This window comes from Bifidobacterium sp. AGR2158 (assembly GCF_000424225.1).
Classification (GTDB): Bacteria; Actinomycetota; Actinomycetes; order Actinomycetales; family Bifidobacteriaceae; genus Bifidobacterium; species Bifidobacterium anseris.
This window is the reverse complement of the sequence record NZ_KE384151.1, coordinates 29065-47946: the sequence shown is the minus strand read 5'-3', so window position 1 is coordinate 47946 and position 18882 is coordinate 29065. Positions and strand designations below refer to the sequence as shown.

Sequence of the window (18882 nt, the reverse complement as noted above, 5' to 3'; positions counted from 1 at the left end):
CCCTTTTTCGCGGCCGACGACGGGCGGCAATCGGGCAGCGGCAATCGGGCAGCGGAAAACAGGTCGGTCAGCAATCGGTCGGTCTACAATCGGTTGGGATGCGCGGCGGACGCGCAATGGAGGACGAAACATGACGCAGGAATGGCGTAGGACGGAAGGCACGACGAGCGCGGACGGTTCGGCGAGCGTCGTCGAATCATCGACGGAACCGATGACGCAGCTCCCCGGAACGCCCGCGGAAGACGCGCCGCAGACGGTCCCGACGAACGCGGCGGCCGACAGGAGGCCGCGGGTGCATGACTTCGCGGCAGGGGAAAGCGGACGCGGGCCGGGGATTCCGACGGCGCTCGCGAACAATCCGAAGGCTGGACAGTGGACGAGCGAGCGGATGAGCCACAACATGATCGCCGACTACAAGCGTTTCCTGATGACCGACGGCGAAGGCATCCGCTGCTCGCTGTACGTCTCCGGATGTCCGTTCCACTGCGAGCAGTGCTACAACGCGTCGATCTGGGATTTCCAGGCCGGGCACGAATACAACGACCGTCTCGAGGCGCAGATCATGGACGATCTTGCGCAGAGCTTCGTGCAGGGCATCACGTTCCTCGGCGGCGAGCCGCTGCTCAACACCGGCGTGCTGCTGCCGCTCGCGCGCAAGATTCGCGAACGCTTCGGGCACAGCAAGGACATCTGGTGCTGGACCGGATACACATGGGAGGAACTGATGCGCGCAGGGGAGAGCGAAGACAAGATGGCGCTGCTGCGCGAAATCGACATCCTCGTCGACGGCCGGTATCTCAAGGATCAGCACGATTCGCTGCTGCAGTTCCGCGGCTCGCGCAACCAGCGGATCATCGACGTGCCGGCGAGCTTTAAGCGCGGCGACGTCGTCATCTGGAGCAAACTGCACGACCAGGAGCGCTTCATCCCGGAGATCTACGGCAAGGAGCGCGCCGCCGGCGAAGGCGACGCGAGCTGACGTGTGCGGGCGGACGGATGAGGCTTCTGGTTTTGGTGTCCGCCGTCACTGCGCTTTCTCGGCCTGCGAGTCGATCCAGTGGTTGACGGTGGAGATTGCCTCGTCGAGCGTCACCTTGGCGGCCTTGTAGATCTTCGAATTCGTGATCGGCGACAGGTCAAGCTTCTCAGCTGCGTCGATCGCCGACTGCAGGCCATCGCAGATCCGTTTGCCCGCCTCGGAGGAACCGAACTGCTGCTTGACGGACGCGAGCAGCCCCTTCGCATGTTCGAGCGAATCCTTGAATCCCTTCTTCGCCGCGGTCGTGTCGTCACCGGCCTCGCCGCCGTCGGATCCGGCCGACCCGTCGGTGATCGAGCCGTCGGTCTTCGTGCTGCTCGACTCGTTCGAGGCGGAGCCGCCGATCCACTCCATCGCCTTCTTCTTCCAGTCGCCGCTGCCGAGCAAATCGCGCTGTGCCTTCTGCTGTTTCGTGATTTCGTCGACCGACTTGTTGAGTGAAGCGGTCGTGTTGTTGACGGTGTCGGTGACGAGGTTGAGCTGCGTGATCGTCGCGTTCGTCGCGCAACCCTCGGTCGAGACGGTCTGTTCGGCGGCGGCCGCCGCATCCGCGACCGCGTCAATCATGCCGTTGACGCCGAGCGCGTCGAGCACCCACTGCTGCGCCGACGACAGGTTCTGCGTCGTGTCGACGAGTTTCTTGCGTGCGGCGCTGAAATCGCTGACCGCTGCGCGGCACCGCACCAGCGCTTCGGAATGCTTGTTACTGTAGACGATCGCGCCGCACACGCCGGCGATGAGCGCGACGACGACCACGACCGCCGTGACGATCGGCCACTTCCTGCCCGTCTTCCTGGGTTTCCCGTCGTCGTCCCCCTCTGTGTCGGCATTGTCGCCGTCGTGGGATGTCGGCGGCTGCGTCGGCGGGAAGCTGGCGGGGGTTGGCGCGGCGGGGCGCGGCGGCAACGCGGCCGTGACCGGCCCCTCGCTGACCTGCGTCTCGATGTCGATGCGCGTCGTCGGCATCGACTGCGGCATAGCCTCCGTCGGCGCCTCCTGCTCGGTCGGTTCGTATCTGCGTTCGGACATGGGCACCCCCGTATGCTGGTCTGTTGTCAGTCTGCTGTCTATCTATGTCTATGTAGTCTACGTACGTCTTCTGCGCGCGCCAACGGAACGCCCGGCGTCTCCGCGTCGGTAGCGTGCCTGTCCGCCGCCCGGACCGATGCCTGGCTGCGCGATACCGGTGATTCTAGCAGCGCCGCTTGGCCATCGGCATGGAATTGCCGGCATGCAGGGCCATCGACGGCCCCTGCCGGCATGTATCTGCGCTGAGGGAGAGCAACATGTACGAATATGGCGAGTATGCGCCCCGGGAACCGCATGGTTCCAACGCCGAAAACCGCGGATACTCACCCAATGCCGAGAAGACGCTCTCCCTCAGCGCAGATACATCCGCAAAGGGGCGCTGCATACGTATGCGGCGCCCCGAACCGGCCCTGCGCGCACCGCAACGAACGTACCGAGGCCTGACTATGCTGGGGTGATTGCCCTATGCAGGTCCTGCAGGGGCGCGAAGTCGGACGTCCACTGCGGCAGCGGCGCAATTCCGCCATTGCCGGGCACCATGAGCGAGTGAGGTAACGATGGTTCATCCGAAGGAGCAGATGCCGAACGACGATGCGACGAGGGGGAGGCGCACGCCGCCGGCCGCATCGCAGTTCGCATCCGCGACCGGGGCGCGTCCGGAGCCTTCCGTGCCGCGCATCGGCCTCGACATCGGCTCGACGACCGTCAAAGCCGTCGTCCTCGACAATTCCAACGCGCTCGACGCACCGCTGTTCGCCGACTACCGCCGCCACCACGCGAATGTGCGCGCCACGATGGAGGAGCTGTTGCGCGACGTGCGCGCACGCCTCGCCGAACTGGGCCGCGCCGACGAGCCGGTGCGTCTGGCGATCACCGGTTCCGGCGGCCTCGCGCTCGCCGACGCGATCCATGTGCCCTTCGTCCAGGAGGTCATCGCCGAGACGCGTGCGATCGACGAGCAGATCCCGCAGGCCGACGTCATCATCGAGCTGGGCGGCGAGGACGCGAAGATCACCTACCTCAAGCCCACGCCCGAGCAGCGCATGAACGGTTCGTGCGCAGGCGGCACCGGCGCGTTCATCGATCAGATGTCAACACTGCTGGACACCGACGCCGCCGGCCTCAACGAGATGGCGAAGCAGTACGGGAACCTGTATCCGATCGCGTCGCGCTGCGGCGTCTTCGCGAAGACCGACCTGCAGCCGCTCATCAACGACGGCGCCGCCAAACCCGACCTCGCCGCCTCGATCTTCACCGCCGTCGCCACGCAGACGATTGCGGGCCTCGCCTCTGGCCGTCCGATCCACGGCACCGTCGTCTTCCTCGGCGGCCCGCTGTTCTTCATGAGCGAGCTGCGCGAGGCGTTCCGCCGTGCGCTTGATGGCAAGGTCGACGAATTCGTCACACCGAAAGACGCTCACTTGTACGTCGCATACGGCGCTGCGCTCGCCGTCGGCGAACCCGACCAGATCGAACACGCCGAGGATTATCCGCCGCGCACGCTCGACGAGATCATCGCCGCGCTCGCCGAGCTGAGCAACCTGGGTGCGAACACGGCGACGATGCCGCCGCTGTTCGCCACCGAGGCAGACCGTGAGGCCTTCGACGAGCGCCACCACCGCGAACATGTGCACGTCGGCACGCTCGACGGCGCGCACGGCCCGCATTTCCTCGGCATCGACGCCGGTTCGACGACGATCAAGGCGACACTCGTCAACGACGACCGCGAGATCGTATGGAGTTCATACGCGACGAACGACGGCTCGCCGCTGACCGCGGCGATCGACATCGTCCGGCGCATCCAGCGCGATCTGCCCGAGGACGCGTGGATCGCGCGCAGCTGCGCGACCGGCTACGGCGAGGGCCTGATCACGACCGGTCTGCATCTGGACGAGGGCGTCGTCGAGACAATGGCGCACTACCGCGGTGCCGAGATGACGTGCCCGGGCGTCACCGCCGTCATCGACATCGGCGGCCAGGATATGAAGTACCTTGCAATCAGCGACGGCGTCATCGATTCGATCGCCGTCAACGAGGCCTGTTCGTCGGGTTGCGGCTCGTTCCTGCAGACCTTCGCGCAGTCGATGGGATTGTCGATCGAGGAGTTCACACAGGCCGCGTTGAATTCCACGGCTCCCGTCGACCTCGGATCGCGCTGCACCGTGTTCATGAACTCGTCCGTCAAGCAGGCGCAGAAGGAAGGCGCAAGCATCGAGGACATCGCCGCCGGCCTATGCTATTCGGTCGTGCGCAACGCGTTGTACAAGGTGATCAAGCTGCGCGACTCGGGCGAGCTTGGCGACAACGTCGTCGTGCAGGGCGGCACCTTCCTCAACGACGCCGTGCTGCGCGCCTTCGAACTGCTCACCGAGCGCGAGGTGACGCGTCCGAACATCGCCGGCCTGATGGGCGCGTACGGCGCCGCCCTGACCGCGCGCATGCATTACGACGACGTCGCCGACGATACCGACGGTGACACCGCGGACGCCGCGGCGCATGTCGTGCAGGTCAATGGCATCGAGCACACCGTCTCGAGCATCCTGTCGGGCGCCGCGCTCGACGAGCTGAGCATGACGACCGAACGCGATGTGTGCAAGCTGTGCCAGAACCACTGCAAACTGACGATCACGACGTTCCACGACGGTTCACGCTATGTGACCGGCAACCGCTGCGAGCGCGGCGGCGACGCGAAACGCAAGCGCAGCGACCGTCCGAACCTCTACGACTACAAGTACAAGCGCGCCTTCGCTTACCGCAGACTCACCGACAAGAAGGCGACGCGCGGCGAGATCGGCATTCCGCGCGTGCTCAACATGTACGAGAACTATCCGTTCTGGTTCACATTGCTCACGTCGCTCGGCTTCAAGGTCGTCATCTCCGGGCGCAGCAACCACGAACTGTTCGAAAGCGGTATCGAATCGATCGCGTCCGAGAACATCTGCTACCCGGCGAAGCTCGTCCACGGGCACATCACATGGCTGCTCGACAAGGGCATTCGCACGATCTTCTACCCATGCGTGAGCTTCGAGGACGATCTCGTGCCCGAATCGGACAATCATTTCAACTGTCCGATCGTCGCCAACTATCCGGTCGTCGTCGATGCGAACATGCCGCGGCTGCGCGAGGACGGCGTGCGGTTCATGAAACCGTACTTCAACCTGTCCAAGCATGATCTCATGGTCAACCGCATCGTCGAGGAGTTCGCCTGGGCGGGCGTCACGCGCGATGAGGCCGAACTGGCCGTCGCCGCTGCCTATGCCGAGGACAAGGTGTTCAAGCACGACGTGCAGATGGAGGGTCTGCGCGCGCTCGCCTACATGAAGGAGCACGACTGCCGCGGCATCGTGCTCGCCGGCCGCCCCTACCACGTCGACCCGGAGATCAACCACGGCATCCCCGAGACGATCTGCTCGCTCGGCATGGTCGTCCTTTCCGAGGATTCCGTCAGCTGGATCGATCCGGCCGACAAGCTCGACCTGACCGCGTACCTTGCCGAAGGGGAGGATGATCCGCATGCGTGCAGTGCCGACGGCTTCCGCCACGTTGACGACCGCAAGGTCACGAAACTGCCGCTGCGCGTCATGAACCAATGGGCCTACCATGCGCGCCTGTACAAGGCCGCAGACTTTGTCGCACACTGGCCCGGACTCGAACTCGTGCAGCTCAACTCCTTCGGCTGCGGCCTCGATGCGATCACGACCGATCAGGTCGCCGAGATCCTCGCCGACAAGGCCGACGTGTACACGATGCTCAAAATCGACGAAGTGAGCAACCTCGGCGCCGCGAAGATACGACTGCGTTCGCTCAAGGCTGCCGTCGAGGAACGCGAACGCAACCAGCACGCGCGCGAAGCCGCCGCGGCGGCCACAGCCGACGCCTCTGCGACCACTGTGGCGACGCCGTCGACGACATTCCGCAAAACCGGCATGATGGCGCCGACGCCCGGACGGCAGGCGATGCTCGACGCGATCATGGGCGCTCGCGACGACGGCAAGCGCAATCAGCAAGGTCATCGCACGCAGAAGGCCACGATGAGCAACTACGCGCAGCACACGCCGTTCACCAAGGCGATGCGCAAGACGCACACGATCGTTGCGCCGCAGATGAGCCCGATCCACTTCAGCCTCGTCGAAGCCGCCGTGCGCGCCAGCGGATACAAATTCGATGTGCTTGCACACGCCGACAAGGCCGACGTGGAAACCGGACTCAAATACGTGAACAACGACGCCTGCTACCCGGCGATCATGACGGTCGGTCAGCTTGTCGAAGCCATCAAATCCGGACGCTACGATCCGGACACGACGGCGCTTGCGATCTCGCAGACCGGCGGCATGTGCAGGGCGACGAACTACTACGGCCTGATTCGCAAGGCGCTCATCGACGCCGGATATCCGCAGATCCCGGTGCTCGCGATCTCGACGCAGGGATTCGTCGACAACCCCGGCTTCACGCCGACGGTGCCATTGCTGCATCGGGCGGCGAAGGCACTGATCATCGGCGATCTGCTGATGAAATGCCTCTACCGTGTGCGCCCGTACGAACAGCGGCCGGGCAGTGCGAACCGGCTGTACGAACGGTGGAACACGATCGTGCGCGAAACGCTGCTCAACCACGGCAACTCAAGGACCGCGAAGATGCTCTACGGGCGTGGGCACTGGAGCTACGCGGCGCTCGTCAAGGCCATCGTGCGCAGTTTCGACGCATTGCCGCTGCGCGACGTGCCGCGCAAGGTACGTGTCGGCGTCGTCGGCGAGATCCTCGTCAAATACCATCCGGACGCGAACAACCACGTCGTCGACGTCATCGAATCGCAGGACTGCGAGGCCGTCGTGCCGGGCATCATCGACTTCATGACGATGCGTCCGTACATCAACGAATGGAACGAGCGCAACATCGGCATGGGACGCAACAAGGCGCTGATGGGCGCGTTCAAGGGCGTCATCCACATGTATATGAAGCCGGTGCATGACGCGCTCGACCTCAGCGGCGGCAAGTTCGAAAAGGATCTGCCGATGGACGAGCTCGTGAAGAAGGCGGCGACCGTCACGTCGATTGGCGTGCAGGCCGGCGAAGGATGGCTGCTGAGCGGCGAAATTGTCGAACTCATCGAATCCGGCTGCCCGAACGTCATCTGCGCGCAGCCCTTCGCCTGCCTGCCGAACCATGTGACCGGACGTGGCATGTTCGGCAAGATCCGCAGGATGTACCCGGAGGCGAACATCGTGTCGATCGACTACGACCCGGGCGCGAGCGAGGCGAACCAGCTCAACAGAATCAAGCTGATGATCGCCGCGGCGAAGAAGGCTGCGCGTCGCTGACGCGCGGCCGTTGCCGCCGCTCCGCGTCGGCGGCGGACGGGTCGATGAAACCGTGCGCGCGGACCGGACGCCGTAACGCACGGACGGATGGACGACGGCGCCCGCGCTCGCAATGCTCGGCAATTTGTACAGGTTATCAGGAAGTTTTAGAACATCGACGTCGTGTCACGGGTCGCGCGCGTTACTATGGGCACTTATGACAACACCACGAGTCTCATACGCGCATCTGCTCGTCGAGCCGAATCCGAAGCATGTGCGCAGTCTTGTCCGTTTCTTTGAGCAGGGATGCTCCGCGCCGGGAACCGGGGGATTCGGCGTGGAGATCGAGCATCTGCCGGTGCACAACGCCGACGACACGGCCGTCACCTACGGTGAGCCGGACGGCGTCGAGGAGCTGCTTCGGCGTCTGCGGCCGTACTACGACGCCGATCAGGAATACTGGCAGGACGACCATTTGGTCGGATTGGGCCGTGAGGGACTTGCAGTGTCTTTGGAACCCGGCGGCCAGATCGAAACATCGATTGGCATCCTGCGCAAGCCGGAGGATCTGCTCGCGCTGCACGGACGATTTATCGAGGAGGCGCAGCCGATCCTCGACGAACTCGGCTTCCGCCTCGTCAACTACGGGTACCAGCCGAAGACGTCGTACGCGGATATTCCGCTCAACCCGAAACGGCGCTATGCGGCGATGAACGAATACTTGGGACGCATCGGCCAGTTCGGGCCGTGCATGATGCGCGCATCGGCGTCGACGCAGGTGAGCATTGACTACACGAGCGAACGCGACGCGATCGCGAAGATGCGGCTCGGCACCGCGATCGGCCCGATTCTCGCATGGTTCTTCCGCAATACCCCGTATTTCGAAGGCGAACGCAACCCATGGCCGCTGTGCCGCCAGCGGATGTGGGACTATCTCGACGTGCAGCGCACGAACGTGACGCCGGGACTCTACGACGAGCGTTTCGGCTGGGAGGACTACGCGGCGGACGTGCTCAGCACGCCGCTCATGTTCGCCGACCTGACGCATACGCCCGAATACAAGGGGCGACCGGAGCACGAGCTCGAGTTCGCCGCGTTCTCCTCGAACGCGGCCGACGTCTACCCGGACCGCGAGCTCAACGCCTATGAGATCAACCATGTACTCTCGACGCATTTCAACGACGTGCGTCTGAAGAACTTCATCGAGATGCGACATTGGGATTCGCTGCCGGTGGAGCGCGCCGAGCGGCTCACGCAGATCGTCGGCGATTTGTTCTACGACTCGGAGCGCCGTGGGCGTCTTGAATCGTATTTCAGCGGCCTGACCGGCGAGGATGTGCATGCCGCGAAGGCCGTGCTGCAGTCGCGCGGGGGAGACGCGAAGCCGTATGATCAGCCGATGGAGTACTGGGCGGAGGTCTTGGGCGTTGAGGATACGCTCGAGCAGGTGCCCGGAGATGCGAGAAGGCCGGAGGTAAGGCAGGGGTGAGGGGAGTACTTATATCGGTGCGATCTGAGGAATGATAAAGGGCATCCCGCGTGTAGTGGTGGCGCAGGATGCCCTGTCGTTACACCGGTGGAAATCATACCGGGGCAAGAATCCCCGCGCTTGCGGGGAGCACCGTTATGTGGCCTAATTTAACGGATCATCCCCTTGATGATGGGGCGTTGGCCGCGTCTCATGTGGAAGGGGAATGAGGCCGACACACACGAGCGTACCAGAAGAATTGGTTATGGAGAAAGACTCTCATGGTTGAATCATGGAACTTAAAATAGAGAACATAACAAAATTAGTATATCTCACATTCTGAGACGATTCTAGACTTCTTATTTCCCGCACGCTATGGTTGCTAACCATCATAGGCGATGACAACCAAAAGGGGTGGGGCGATGAGAGAAGGACAACATCCGAAGATAGGAGACACGCGGCTTTCACGGGCTGCATGTTCGATTTGGGGGAAAACAGACAGGGAAGACGGCGAGGAGTGGCTGCCGCTCTATGTGCATATGTCAGATTCCGCACGTGTGGCTGCACATATCTGGGATGATTGGCTTCCTGAGGGGACGCGTGAGATCATCGCTTGTGACTTGGAGGGACGTGAGGACGTCGCGAAGAAAATCGTCATGTTTCTCGCCGGTGTTCATGACTTAGGCAAAGCCACACCCGTATTTCAGGACAAGCCGATTCGCTACGGTGATGGGGCGTCGATGTCATGGATCGTGCGGGAGGTGGGACTTGAGATTCCGGTGATGACCGATCACGCCACGCCGACGCATCCCGAAGCCGGCGCATTCCTCTTGGATCGCTATCTGGCCACCCGTCATCATTGGAAGGCGCGCGTAAGCGAAGGATACGCAGGCGTCGTGGGTTCGCACCACGGCAAACCGCTGACGCACCATGCGCTTCAGGATGCGCGTTGCAGCGGCATCACCAGACGCCGCATCGGCGCGGACGACGCCGCATGGTCCGACGTGCAGCATGAGCTCATCGCTTATGTCGCCGATATCGCCGGCATCGACGATGCATTGTTCGCATGGCTTGGACGCCATCCGCTCAGTGCGCAGTCGCAGGTGCTGATCACCGCGATTGTCATCATGGCCGATTGGATCGCCAGCAACAGCGATGACGATCTATTCCCGTTGGTTCCCGTGCTGCCTTCTGAGGGGAGCGCCCAAACGGACATCACCACGGAAGCGGGACTGATCCGGCGTGCCGAGCGCGGATGGCGCCATGTGCATCTGCCGTCAGCATGGACGAGCGACGGGAGTACGCTGCGGGACGCCGCCGATGCCAACGCGTTCTACGCAGCGCGTTTCCGTCTTCCGGAAGGTGCGCATCCGCGACCCGTCCAGCGGGACATCGTCCGCCTGTGCGCGGAAACAAAGGACCCCGGTCTGTTCATCATCGAAGCTCCGATGGGTGAAGGCAAGACCGAAGCCGCACTCGCCGCCGCCGAAATTCTGGGAGTGCGTACCGGCAGAGGCGGCGTATGCGTCGCGCTGCCGACGATGGCGACGACCGACGCGATGTTCGGCCGCGTGCGTGCATGGCTCGACGCGCTCCCGCAGGAGCGGGGAGAGACCGAAAAGAACATCTGGCTCTCACACGGCAAAGCGCAGCTCAATGACGAATTCTCCGACATCATCCGCACGTCGAGCATGCGCCTGTCCTCCATCGACGACGGTGACGGCGGCAACGGATTCGAGGAGCGCGTCGCAGCGGAGACGGTGGTGTCCGAATGGCTGCAAGGGCGCAAAAAGGGAGTCCTTGCAAACTTCCTCGTATGCACGGTGGATCAGGTGCTGATGGGCGCACTCCGCGTCAAGCATGTGATGCTCAGGCAGTTGGCGCTCGCGAACAAGGTCGTCGTCATCGACGAATGCCACGCCTATGACTCGTACATGCGGGAATACCTCAAGCGTGTGCTCGAATGGCTGGGCGGCTTCCATGTGCCGGTCGTCATGCTGTCGGCGACGTTGCCGCGCGCCATTCGCGATTCCTTCGTCGATGCCTATATGCAGGGGCGTGACGGTGCTGCTCGTACCACCGTCATGGACGACGACAATATGGGGGAGAGCGTCGTCGATGAGTCCTATCCGCTGATCACCTATACCGATTCCGGCACGGTCCGTCATAAGGACGTGCATCCGTCGGCGCGGCGAGTCGATATGGAGTTCCGCCTCGTCGACGATGACGACGAATCCATCATGGCATTGCTCGACCGTTTGCTCGTTGATGGCGGATGTGCGGGCGTGGTCTGCGACACCGTGGACAGGGCGCAGGCGCTCGCGAGATGCGCGTGCACCCGTTTCGGCGCGGATGACGTCATCCTCACCCATTCGAGGTTCGTCGACGAGGACCGGATGGACAACGAGGAACGCCTGCGCCGACTGTTGGGACCTCGGGCGACGAAAGCGAACGGCAAACGTCCGAAACGGTTGATCGTCGTCGGAACGCAGGTGCTCGAACAATCGCTGGACATCGACTTCGATGTCATGGTCAGCGACATCGCGCCAATCGATCTATTGATGCAGCGCGTAGGACGCGTGCATCGACATATGCGTGGCGACGGCCAATGCGACCGTCCCGAACGGATGCGTCAGGCGGTCTGCTATGTGCGTGGCATCGAGGAATGGACGCCGGACGGTCCCCCTTTCGCGCGCAACGTCGATCGGGTATACGAAAGTGCGTCGTTGATGGATGCGCTCGCCGTGTTGGGATTGACAAGAGCGGGAACGAGCTGCGTCGCGCATCTGCCGGAGGACATCGCGCGCACCGTGCGTACCGCCTACGATTCCGATTTGATCCGAGGGCTTATTCCGGAGCGGTGGGTCGATACCTACGATGAGCTGGCCGTCGAACGCGACCATAAGGAGTCCGATCAAAGGGAACGAGCACAGACCTATCTGATGAAGTCGTTGAGCGCGATGCGTGGCAGACGCGCGTCGCTGCTCGATTTCTTCGACATGAAGATAGACGATGCGCATTCGCTCAGCGACGACGCGGGCAACCGGGCCGTACGCGACACCCAGGAGACCATCGAAGTCATGCTGGTATGCCGACAGGGGGACGTCATCCACTTGCTGCCTTGGATCGGTGACACGGCGCATGGCGTCGACCAAGGCGCATCCATACCGATCCAATCGACGCCTAGAGCCGCGCTCGCGAAAACGGTAAGTCGCTCCTCGGTACGCTTGCCGGCGAAAATGTGCCGACAATGGGACATTGATGCGTTGATCGACGCGTTGGAGAAGCAATGTGAGGACATCGTCGCGCAATGGCAGGAATCCCCGTGGCTTGCCGGACGTCTTGCGCTTGTGTTGACACAGGATGGGGCATCCGATGAAGCGCTCGCCGAGGATGTGTCGTATTCGGCTTGCATCAATCAATGGAACGTCGTCTATTCAAGGAGGGAGGGGCTGAGCGTCATATCGAGAGACGATAAATCTCAATGAGGAAACAATTCGATGAAACAAGAAAGGAGAAGTTGTGTGCCATTTCAATTTGATCCGAGAACCTTGGATTCCATGCGTGGCCGCCGACGGTGAACCGATCGAACTGTCATTGCGCGAGCTGTTCGCGCAAGCTACGGCCATCCGAGGTGTCACCGGCGATATTCCGCAGCAGGTCATGCCGATGCTGCGCATCGCCTTGGCGGTGCTGTACGGCGCGTATGCGGATCGTCGGGGAGACTGCGACGAGATGTGCGAGCTGTGGATGGAAGTATGGGAGAGCGACGGATTCGACATGGCGCGTATTGATGCCTACCTGTCCCGATATGAAGACCGCTTCGATCTGCTCGACGAACGCAGGCCGTTCTTCCAGACGCCTGATTTGCAGTACACGGCGAAGGATGTCGATCCGCTCGAGGCGATCATCGCCGATGTGCCGAAGGCCGATCGCACGCTGTTCTCGATGAGGTCGGGCAGCGGTGTCGCTTCCGTGTCGTTCGCCGAAGCGGCACGCTGGCTGGCGTTTGTGCAAGCGTACGACACGGCGGGCATCAAATCGCCGGTCGTGGGCAACACGCATGTGACGAACAGCAAGGTCTACGCACCGAAAGGAGCCGTAGGCACCGGATGGCTCGGAGCCATCGGCGGCATCTTCGTGGAAGGGGACAACCTCTTCCAGACTCTCGTGCTCAACTGGGTGCTGTATGATCCGTCGACTGGCGACGACGCGGATGTGCTGCTGGGCAGGGACGGCGATGAGGCACCTTGGCAAAAGGACGATGCGCCGACGACCGACATGGTGCTGCAGGGATCTTTCCACGGCGTAGTCGATGCCTTGACGCTGCAGGCGCGTCGCGTACGACTCGTCGTTGACGAGGAACACGGTCGCGTCACAGGATGCGTGGTCTGCTACGGCGATATCGTGCGCGCCTATGACAACAACAGGAGCGAGCAGATGACCGCATGGTATCTGAGCGCGAACCAGGCGAAGAAGCTGGGACGGAACAACGGCAACGAACCGATGATGCCTCGGACCCATATTGCAAGCAGGAACTTGTGGCGGGGATTGGCCCCGGTGCTGCAGGCGTCCGGAGGACGGCACCGTGAATTGCGTCCCGGCGTTATCGGCTGGCTTGAGGAGATGCAGCGGTATGCGGGTTGGCGTTCCGATGAGCATTTGCTGGGACAGGTGACCCTGCACGCCCAAGGCATGACCTATGGCACGCAGAGTTCGATATTCGACGCAAGCGTCGATGATTCCCTGCGGATTGACTCGGTGATGTTCCGCCATGACTACGACGGTGTGAAAGTGCTGCTCGAAGTCATCGATAAAACAGAGGAATCCGTCAGGACGCTTGCCGATTTCGTGAGGAATCTGCATATCGCGTCCGGTCAATGTACGAACTCCCAAGCGGCCCGAGATGATGTGGTCGAAATGGCCTACGCCCAGATGGACGCGATGTTCCGTGACCGCATCGCACGGTTCACCGAGGACCGGGATGCGGAGCTCTATGGAAAACGATGGCAGGATGATGTGCACCGGTCATTGCTGGCGATGGCGCAGCGATATCTTGACCAATCGCCGGCGCAGGCTTTCGGAGTGCACATACCGGACAACAGAGGCGGCAAAGGCAGCCCTATGACGTCAGGCAGGGCCCTCCTCGAACTCAGGGGAGCGCTGAACGGCATCCTTGGCGCCATCGCCGTTTCCGAAACGGTATCGGACGACAACAAACTGGAAGGAGACGACAATGGCCAGTGACATGACCGCCGCAATCGGTTGCTACGTCAACGGGAAAATCATGCCGCTGCAACGGGGCGTCCTCGCGGAAAACCCTGCCGCGAAAGCGACATTGGCGCGGCTGCGTGCCGATATCGACGGCAGGGGGACAAATTGGATGGACATCGGCAATGATTTGTACGGCGACTGGCCGACTGAATCGTTGGGCGATCCCGATCGCAACCCGCGCGCGGTCGCGGCCGTAAGTACGGCGCTGGGGCTGTACGCGTTGCACCAGCAATCGAAGACGACCGCGGTCGCGCAGGTCGATACGCTGGAAACGCGCTCCATCTCGTTCGGCGCCGCATGCAGGCAAATCGTGACGGACCCCGATAGCGGCATGAACGACGACGCGGCCAAAGGCATCGTGCGACGTCTCAGCGCGGCGGAAAGCGCGCCGACCTTCGAAGGCATCGTGTGGTTCCTCAGAGCGCTCATCATGCTCATGCGCGCGTCCGGCCGCGACATCAGCCTCGACTATCGGCGTTTTGCGCAGGATCTGTATCTGCTGCAGTTCCCCGAATACGCCAATCAGGTGTTCCAACGCTGGAGCTGCGATTTCTACTATCGGCCAGCATCCACGCGCAACACAAGTAAATAACACAGTCAAACAATAGATAACAATCAAATAATTAAGAAAAGAGGAATTAATCACCATGTCCTATCTCGATGTGCACATCATCCAGAACGTGCCTGCAAGCAATATCAACCGCGACGACACCGGCAATCCGAAGGTGGGCCACTACGGCGGCAAGCTGCGCGCACGCGTCTCCAGCCAGTCCTGGAAGCGCGCGATGCGCGAGATGTTCCCCACGATGCTCAAGTCGGATGAACTCGGCGTACGCACCAAGATGGCCGCATCGCTTATCGCAGAGGCTATCGGCGAGAAACGCCCCGATCTGGCATCCGATGCGGCAACGCTCGCAAAGGCCGTGCTGGGCTCCATCGGCGTGGAAATCAAGGAATCCAAGCGTAGCGGCGCCGACGCGGGACGTGATGCGACGAGCTACCTCATTTTCATCGCCCATTCGGAAATTCAGGCGCTCGCCGATCTCGCAATACAGTGGGCGGACGACGGGCAGCCGATCGGTAAACCCACGAAGGAGATGAAGGCTGAATCGCAAGCGGCGTTCCATGGCAAGCAGGCCATCGACATCGCCTTGTTCGGCCGTATGCTCGCCGATGCGCCGGCACTGAACACCGATGCGTCCTCGCAGGTCGCGCATGCGATCTCGGTGGATCAGATCACTCCGGAATACGACTATTACACGGCAATCGACGATTGCGCGTCGAAAGATAACGCGGGCGCGGCGATGCTTGATACGGTGGGTTTCAACTCGTCGACGCTGTACCGCTACGCCAACGTCAACATCGACTCGCTGCGCAAGCAGCTGGGGGACGATGCTGCGGCGGTGCAGGGCATCGTTGCATTCGTCGAGGCATTCGTTCGCTCAATGCCCACAGGTAAGCAGAACACATTCGCGAACCGGACGTTGCCGAGCGTATGCGTGGCGATGATCCGTGACGACCAGCCGATCAACGCCGTCAACGCTTTTGAAAAGCCTGTGTATCCGAAGGACGATGCCTCGATTACCGAACAGGCGGCCGTCAGGCTGGGCGCCCATCTGCGTGACCTGCAGGACACCTATGGGGAAACGCCGGAACGCAGCTGGGTCATGGGAGTCGGTGATCTTGCGGACAAGGTCGGCGATCTGGGGGAGGCTGTCACGCTTCCAGAACTCCATGATCGCCTTGAGCGGTATCTCACCGAGATGTTTGAAGGATGAGATTGCCATGAGCTCTGGAGTGTTGTTGCTTCGCCTCGCGGGGCCGATGCAATCATGGGGCGACGCCTCGCGATTCAACCGGCGCGAGACGCGAACGGAACCTACGAAAAGCGCGGTAATAGGGTTGCTGGCCAGCGCTCAGGGACGGACAAGGGAAGATCCGATCGAGGATCTGCTCCAACTGTCCTTCGGCGTGCGCATCGAGCAAAAAGGACTCGTCATGAGGGATTATCAGACCGAGAAGTCCCTCGATCGCAAACGCAACTCGACAAGCTTCGCGAAGGTGCTACCGGTGACGAATCGGTTCTATCTTGCCGATGCGATGTTTCTGGTGGCGGTCGGTGCGCCGAGGGACACATTGGATGCGCTCGACGATGCGCTGCGGCATCCCCGCTGGCCGTTGTATCTCGGACGCCGGTCGTGCCCGCCCGCATACCCATTCAACCTTGGCGTGCACGATGAATACGAGAGCATTGAAGATGCGCTCGAACGGCATCCATGGCAGGCATCCGATTGGTATCGCAGAAGCCACTCCGGCGAGCGATTGGAAATCGTGCGTGATGCGCTTGCCGGAGAGTCCGGCGACGTGCAGAATGATCTGCCGGTGACCTTCAGCCAGCGTCATCGTGAATACAGCGGACGTCCTGTGCATCGGTACTACATCGATAATCCAAGTGCCGCAATGCATGACGTTGACGCGGATGTGTTGGACGCGCATGATCCGATGTTCTTCTAAAGGAGAAGGATATGTACCTATCACGAATGCAGTTGAATCTGGCGCGGTTTGAGGCGAAGCAGCTCATCGCCTCGCCGTACCGCATGCATGCGGCCGTAGAACATGCGTTCCCGCCGGATGCGGTCAGAAACGACGAGCGGGGACGTGTGCTGTGGCGCATCGACCATAACGAGCAGAGTCATAGTACGGTGCTGTACGTGGTCAGTCCCGAGACGCCTGATTTCACGCATCTCGTCGAACAGGCGGGATGGCCCAGCCGATGCAAATGGGAAACACGGGAGTACTCCAAGCTGCTTGACCGACTTGCCGTTGGACAGCAATGGAATTTCCGTCTGCGTGCGAATCCGGTGCGCAAAGCCGCCCATGATCGCGCGGAACACAGCCGAAGGACGCCTGAACAGATCATCGGGAAACGACAGGGATATGTGACGGTCAGCCAACAAATCGATTGGTTGTTGCGCCGCGCCGAAGCCAACGGATTCGAAGTGTTGGAGGAGGAGAGCGGACCTGCGCTGCGAGTGACGCAACGCAAACGCGAACAGTTCAATCGGGGTGGCTCCAAAGTCACGCTGTCGACGGCAGCGTTCGATGGTTGTCTGCGAATCACGGACGCAGACCGGTTCCGCCATGCGCTGTGTCACGGAATCGGCCCGGCAAAAGGCTTCGGCTGCGGTCTGATGACGATAGCGCCGATGATCGTATCGTCAGCAGAGGAATAGCAAGAGAGGAGTGTCTCGCATGAATGAGGTCTCATCGGGTTCGGGGGCAAAGCTCCGCTCTCGGAATGCAGGAAGGCCAGGAAAGGGTGCCAAAGCACCCGAACTCGGTGAGCTCGTTCGCTTCGAGGACCGAATATCATTCGCGTACTTCGAGCACTGCGTGATCAATCGGAAAGACAACGCGATCACCGTTACGGATCGTACGGGGACGGTCTTCGTGCCTGCGGCGTCGCTCAGCGTGCTCATGCTCGGTCCGGGGACGAATGTGACGCATCAGGCGATGACCGTCATCGGGGAGAACGGGGCGACGGTCATATGGGTAGGTGAGCGCGGCGTGCGGACGTATGCATTCGGGAAGCCGCTCACCCATTCATCGAGATTGCTGCAGCAGCAGGCGAGACTTGTCAGCAACACGAGGTCGCGGCTTGCCGTGGCACGGGAGATGTATCAGATGCGCTTCCCGGGGGAGGACGTGAGCGCGCTGACGATGCAGCAGCTGCGTGGCCGTGAGGGAGCGCGCATCCGCAAGGTCTACCGCACATTGTCGCAGGAAACCGGAGTCGCATGGGACAAGCGAACGTACAATCCGGATGATTATGACGCGGGAAACGAAATCAACAAGGCTTTGTCGGCCGCGCACACATGCTTGTATGCGTTGGCGCATGCGGCGATTGTGTCATTGGGATGTTCGCCGGGATTGGGGTTCGTGCATGTGGGGCATGAACGTTCGTTCGTCTATGATGTCGCCGATTTGTATAAGGCGGAATCATCGATACCGATTGCTTTTCGAACCGCGGCGGATGAGCCGGAGGACATTGGTTCCGCAGTGAGGAAGGCGATGCGGGATGCGGTGTATGATTTCTCGATTCTGGATCGGATGGTGAAGGACATCCGCATACTGCTCGACGTTGGCGGCGAAGACGGCGAAGACGAAGAGCCGAGGGATCATGTAGGACTGTGGGATGAGAAACTGCAGGAAGTGGAAGCGGGGAAGGCGTATGGCGTCATCGATGATGAGTGGGGAGGGTCGCAATGGTAGTTATCGTGTTGACCGCTTGCCCGACCGGCTTACGCGGCGATGTGAGCAGATGGCTGTTGGAAATCGCACCGGGCGTGTTCGTGGGACATGTCACTGCTCGTGTTCGTGATCGGTTATGGGAACGCATAGTGGATACACTGAAGGATGGGCGAGCCATCATGGTCTTCTCTGCGCGCAACGAACAGCATATGGATTTTCGCGTGTTCAGATCGGATTGGCAGCCGGTCGACTGTGACGGTCTGCAGCTGATCAAGCATCCTAATGAGTCTGATGAGCAGGAGTCCCTCGAGACATTTGCCGGCAAACCGCGACGCGGCTGGAGCAATGCTGCGAAATACCGACGTGCGCGACGATATGGGAAGAGACCGGGAGAATGATACAGCGGAGGAGGAGATGCGAAGTGCGCCGTGAAAAGTGAATGAAAATGCTTCTCGCTGATCAATGATATGTTGGAAACACAGGGATTTCTTAGTGTGCTCCCCGCAAGCGCGGGGATGATCCCG

Annotated in this window: 12 protein-coding genes; 11 read left to right on the top strand and 1 reads right to left on the bottom strand. The window is 61.6% G+C overall.

Features of this window, described 5'->3' with window-relative positions; translation table 11 throughout:
* The first annotated feature begins 211 nt into the window (after nucleotides 1-211).
* Nucleotides 212-979, top strand: a complete 768-nt coding sequence (gene nrdG, locus G606_RS0108595) for an anaerobic ribonucleoside-triphosphate reductase activating protein (RefSeq protein WP_081664167.1) — start codon at nucleotides 212-214, stop codon at nucleotides 977-979.
* A 45-nt stretch (nucleotides 980-1024) separates the two neighbouring features.
* Here nrdG and G606_RS0108590 read toward each other — a convergent pair whose 3' ends face one another.
* On the bottom strand, nucleotides 1025-2068 hold the full coding sequence (locus tag G606_RS0108590) for a hypothetical protein (protein ID WP_051198776.1): 1044 nt from the start codon (nucleotides 2066-2068) through the stop codon (nucleotides 1025-1027).
* 557 nt (nucleotides 2069-2625) lie between these two features.
* On the opposite strand from G606_RS0108590, the gene G606_RS10445 reads away from it, so the two are divergent.
* From G606_RS10445 to cas2e, 10 genes are all read left to right on the top strand, one after another.
* Nucleotides 2626-7386, top strand: coding sequence for an acyl-CoA dehydratase activase-related protein (locus G606_RS10445; RefSeq protein ID WP_231371475.1), 4761 nt, complete (start codon nucleotides 2626-2628; stop codon nucleotides 7384-7386).
* A gap of 196 nt (nucleotides 7387-7582) precedes the next feature.
* Nucleotides 7583-8854: a glutamate-cysteine ligase family protein gene (locus tag G606_RS0108580; RefSeq protein WP_026645601.1), complete on the top strand. Its 1272-nt coding sequence runs from the start codon at nucleotides 7583-7585 to the stop codon at nucleotides 8852-8854.
* A 377-nt stretch (nucleotides 8855-9231) separates the two neighbouring features.
* On the top strand, nucleotides 9232-12321 hold the full coding sequence (cas3, locus tag G606_RS0108575) for a CRISPR-associated helicase Cas3' (RefSeq protein WP_331270820.1): 3090 nt from the start codon (nucleotides 9232-9234) through the stop codon (nucleotides 12319-12321).
* A gap of 34 nt (nucleotides 12322-12355) precedes the next feature.
* A complete protein-coding gene (gene casA, locus G606_RS10805; protein ID WP_081664145.1) occupies nucleotides 12356-14080 on the top strand; it encodes a type I-E CRISPR-associated protein Cse1/CasA in 1725 nt (574 codons plus the stop codon).
* The gene (casB, locus tag G606_RS0108565; protein ID WP_026645599.1) at nucleotides 14070-14699 is read left to right on the top strand and encodes a type I-E CRISPR-associated protein Cse2/CasB; all 630 of its coding nucleotides are present in this window, start codon (nucleotides 14070-14072) and stop codon (nucleotides 14697-14699) included. The genes casA and casB overlap by 11 nt, the downstream gene beginning before the upstream one ends.
* 55 nt (nucleotides 14700-14754) lie before the next feature.
* Nucleotides 14755-15885 (top strand): type I-E CRISPR-associated protein Cas7/Cse4/CasC, encoded by a 1131-nt coding sequence (gene cas7e / locus G606_RS0108560; protein ID WP_034524148.1) that lies wholly within the window; start codon nucleotides 14755-14757, stop codon nucleotides 15883-15885.
* A gap of 7 nt (nucleotides 15886-15892) precedes the next feature.
* A complete protein-coding gene (gene cas5e / locus G606_RS0108555; RefSeq protein ID WP_034524146.1) occupies nucleotides 15893-16621 on the top strand; it encodes a type I-E CRISPR-associated protein Cas5/CasD in 729 nt (242 codons plus the stop codon).
* An 11-nt stretch (nucleotides 16622-16632) separates the two neighbouring features.
* On the top strand, nucleotides 16633-17340 hold the full coding sequence (cas6e, locus tag G606_RS0108550) for a type I-E CRISPR-associated protein Cas6/Cse3/CasE (RefSeq protein ID WP_026645596.1): 708 nt from the start codon (nucleotides 16633-16635) through the stop codon (nucleotides 17338-17340).
* A gap of 19 nt (nucleotides 17341-17359) precedes the next feature.
* Nucleotides 17360-18379, top strand: coding sequence for a type I-E CRISPR-associated endonuclease Cas1e (cas1e, locus tag G606_RS0108545; RefSeq protein WP_026645595.1), 1020 nt, complete (start codon nucleotides 17360-17362; stop codon nucleotides 18377-18379).
* Nucleotides 18373-18756 (top strand): type I-E CRISPR-associated endoribonuclease Cas2e, encoded by a 384-nt coding sequence (cas2e, locus tag G606_RS11015; RefSeq protein ID WP_081664144.1) that lies wholly within the window; start codon nucleotides 18373-18375, stop codon nucleotides 18754-18756. The genes cas1e and cas2e overlap by 7 nt, the downstream gene beginning before the upstream one ends.
* The last annotated feature ends 126 nt before the right edge of the window (nucleotides 18757-18882 follow it).

Excerpts from the sequence above, each read along its gene's own strand:
- nrdG (WP_081664167.1), top strand. The coding sequence starts at position 212 with ATGACGCAGCTCCCCGGAACGCCCGCGGAAGACGCGCCGCAGACGGTC.
- G606_RS0108590 (WP_051198776.1), bottom strand. The coding sequence starts at position 2,068 with ATGTCCGAACGCAGATACGAACCGACCGAGCAGGAGGCGCCGACGGAG.
- G606_RS10445 (WP_231371475.1), top strand. The coding sequence starts at position 2,626 with ATGGTTCATCCGAAGGAGCAGATGCCGAACGACGATGCGACGAGGGGG.
- G606_RS0108580 (WP_026645601.1), top strand. The coding sequence starts at position 7,583 with ATGACAACACCACGAGTCTCATACGCGCATCTGCTCGTCGAGCCGAAT.
- cas3 (WP_331270820.1), top strand. The coding sequence starts at position 9,232 with ATGACAACCAAAAGGGGTGGGGCGATGAGAGAAGGACAACATCCGAAG.
- casB (WP_026645599.1), top strand. The coding sequence starts at position 14,070 with ATGGCCAGTGACATGACCGCCGCAATCGGTTGCTACGTCAACGGGAAA.
- cas7e (WP_034524148.1), top strand. The coding sequence starts at position 14,755 with ATGTCCTATCTCGATGTGCACATCATCCAGAACGTGCCTGCAAGCAAT.
- cas5e (WP_034524146.1), top strand. The coding sequence starts at position 15,893 with ATGAGCTCTGGAGTGTTGTTGCTTCGCCTCGCGGGGCCGATGCAATCA.
- cas6e (WP_026645596.1), top strand. The coding sequence starts at position 16,633 with ATGTACCTATCACGAATGCAGTTGAATCTGGCGCGGTTTGAGGCGAAG.
- cas1e (WP_026645595.1), top strand. The coding sequence starts at position 17,360 with ATGAATGAGGTCTCATCGGGTTCGGGGGCAAAGCTCCGCTCTCGGAAT.
- cas2e (WP_081664144.1), top strand. The coding sequence starts at position 18,373 with ATGGTAGTTATCGTGTTGACCGCTTGCCCGACCGGCTTACGCGGCGAT.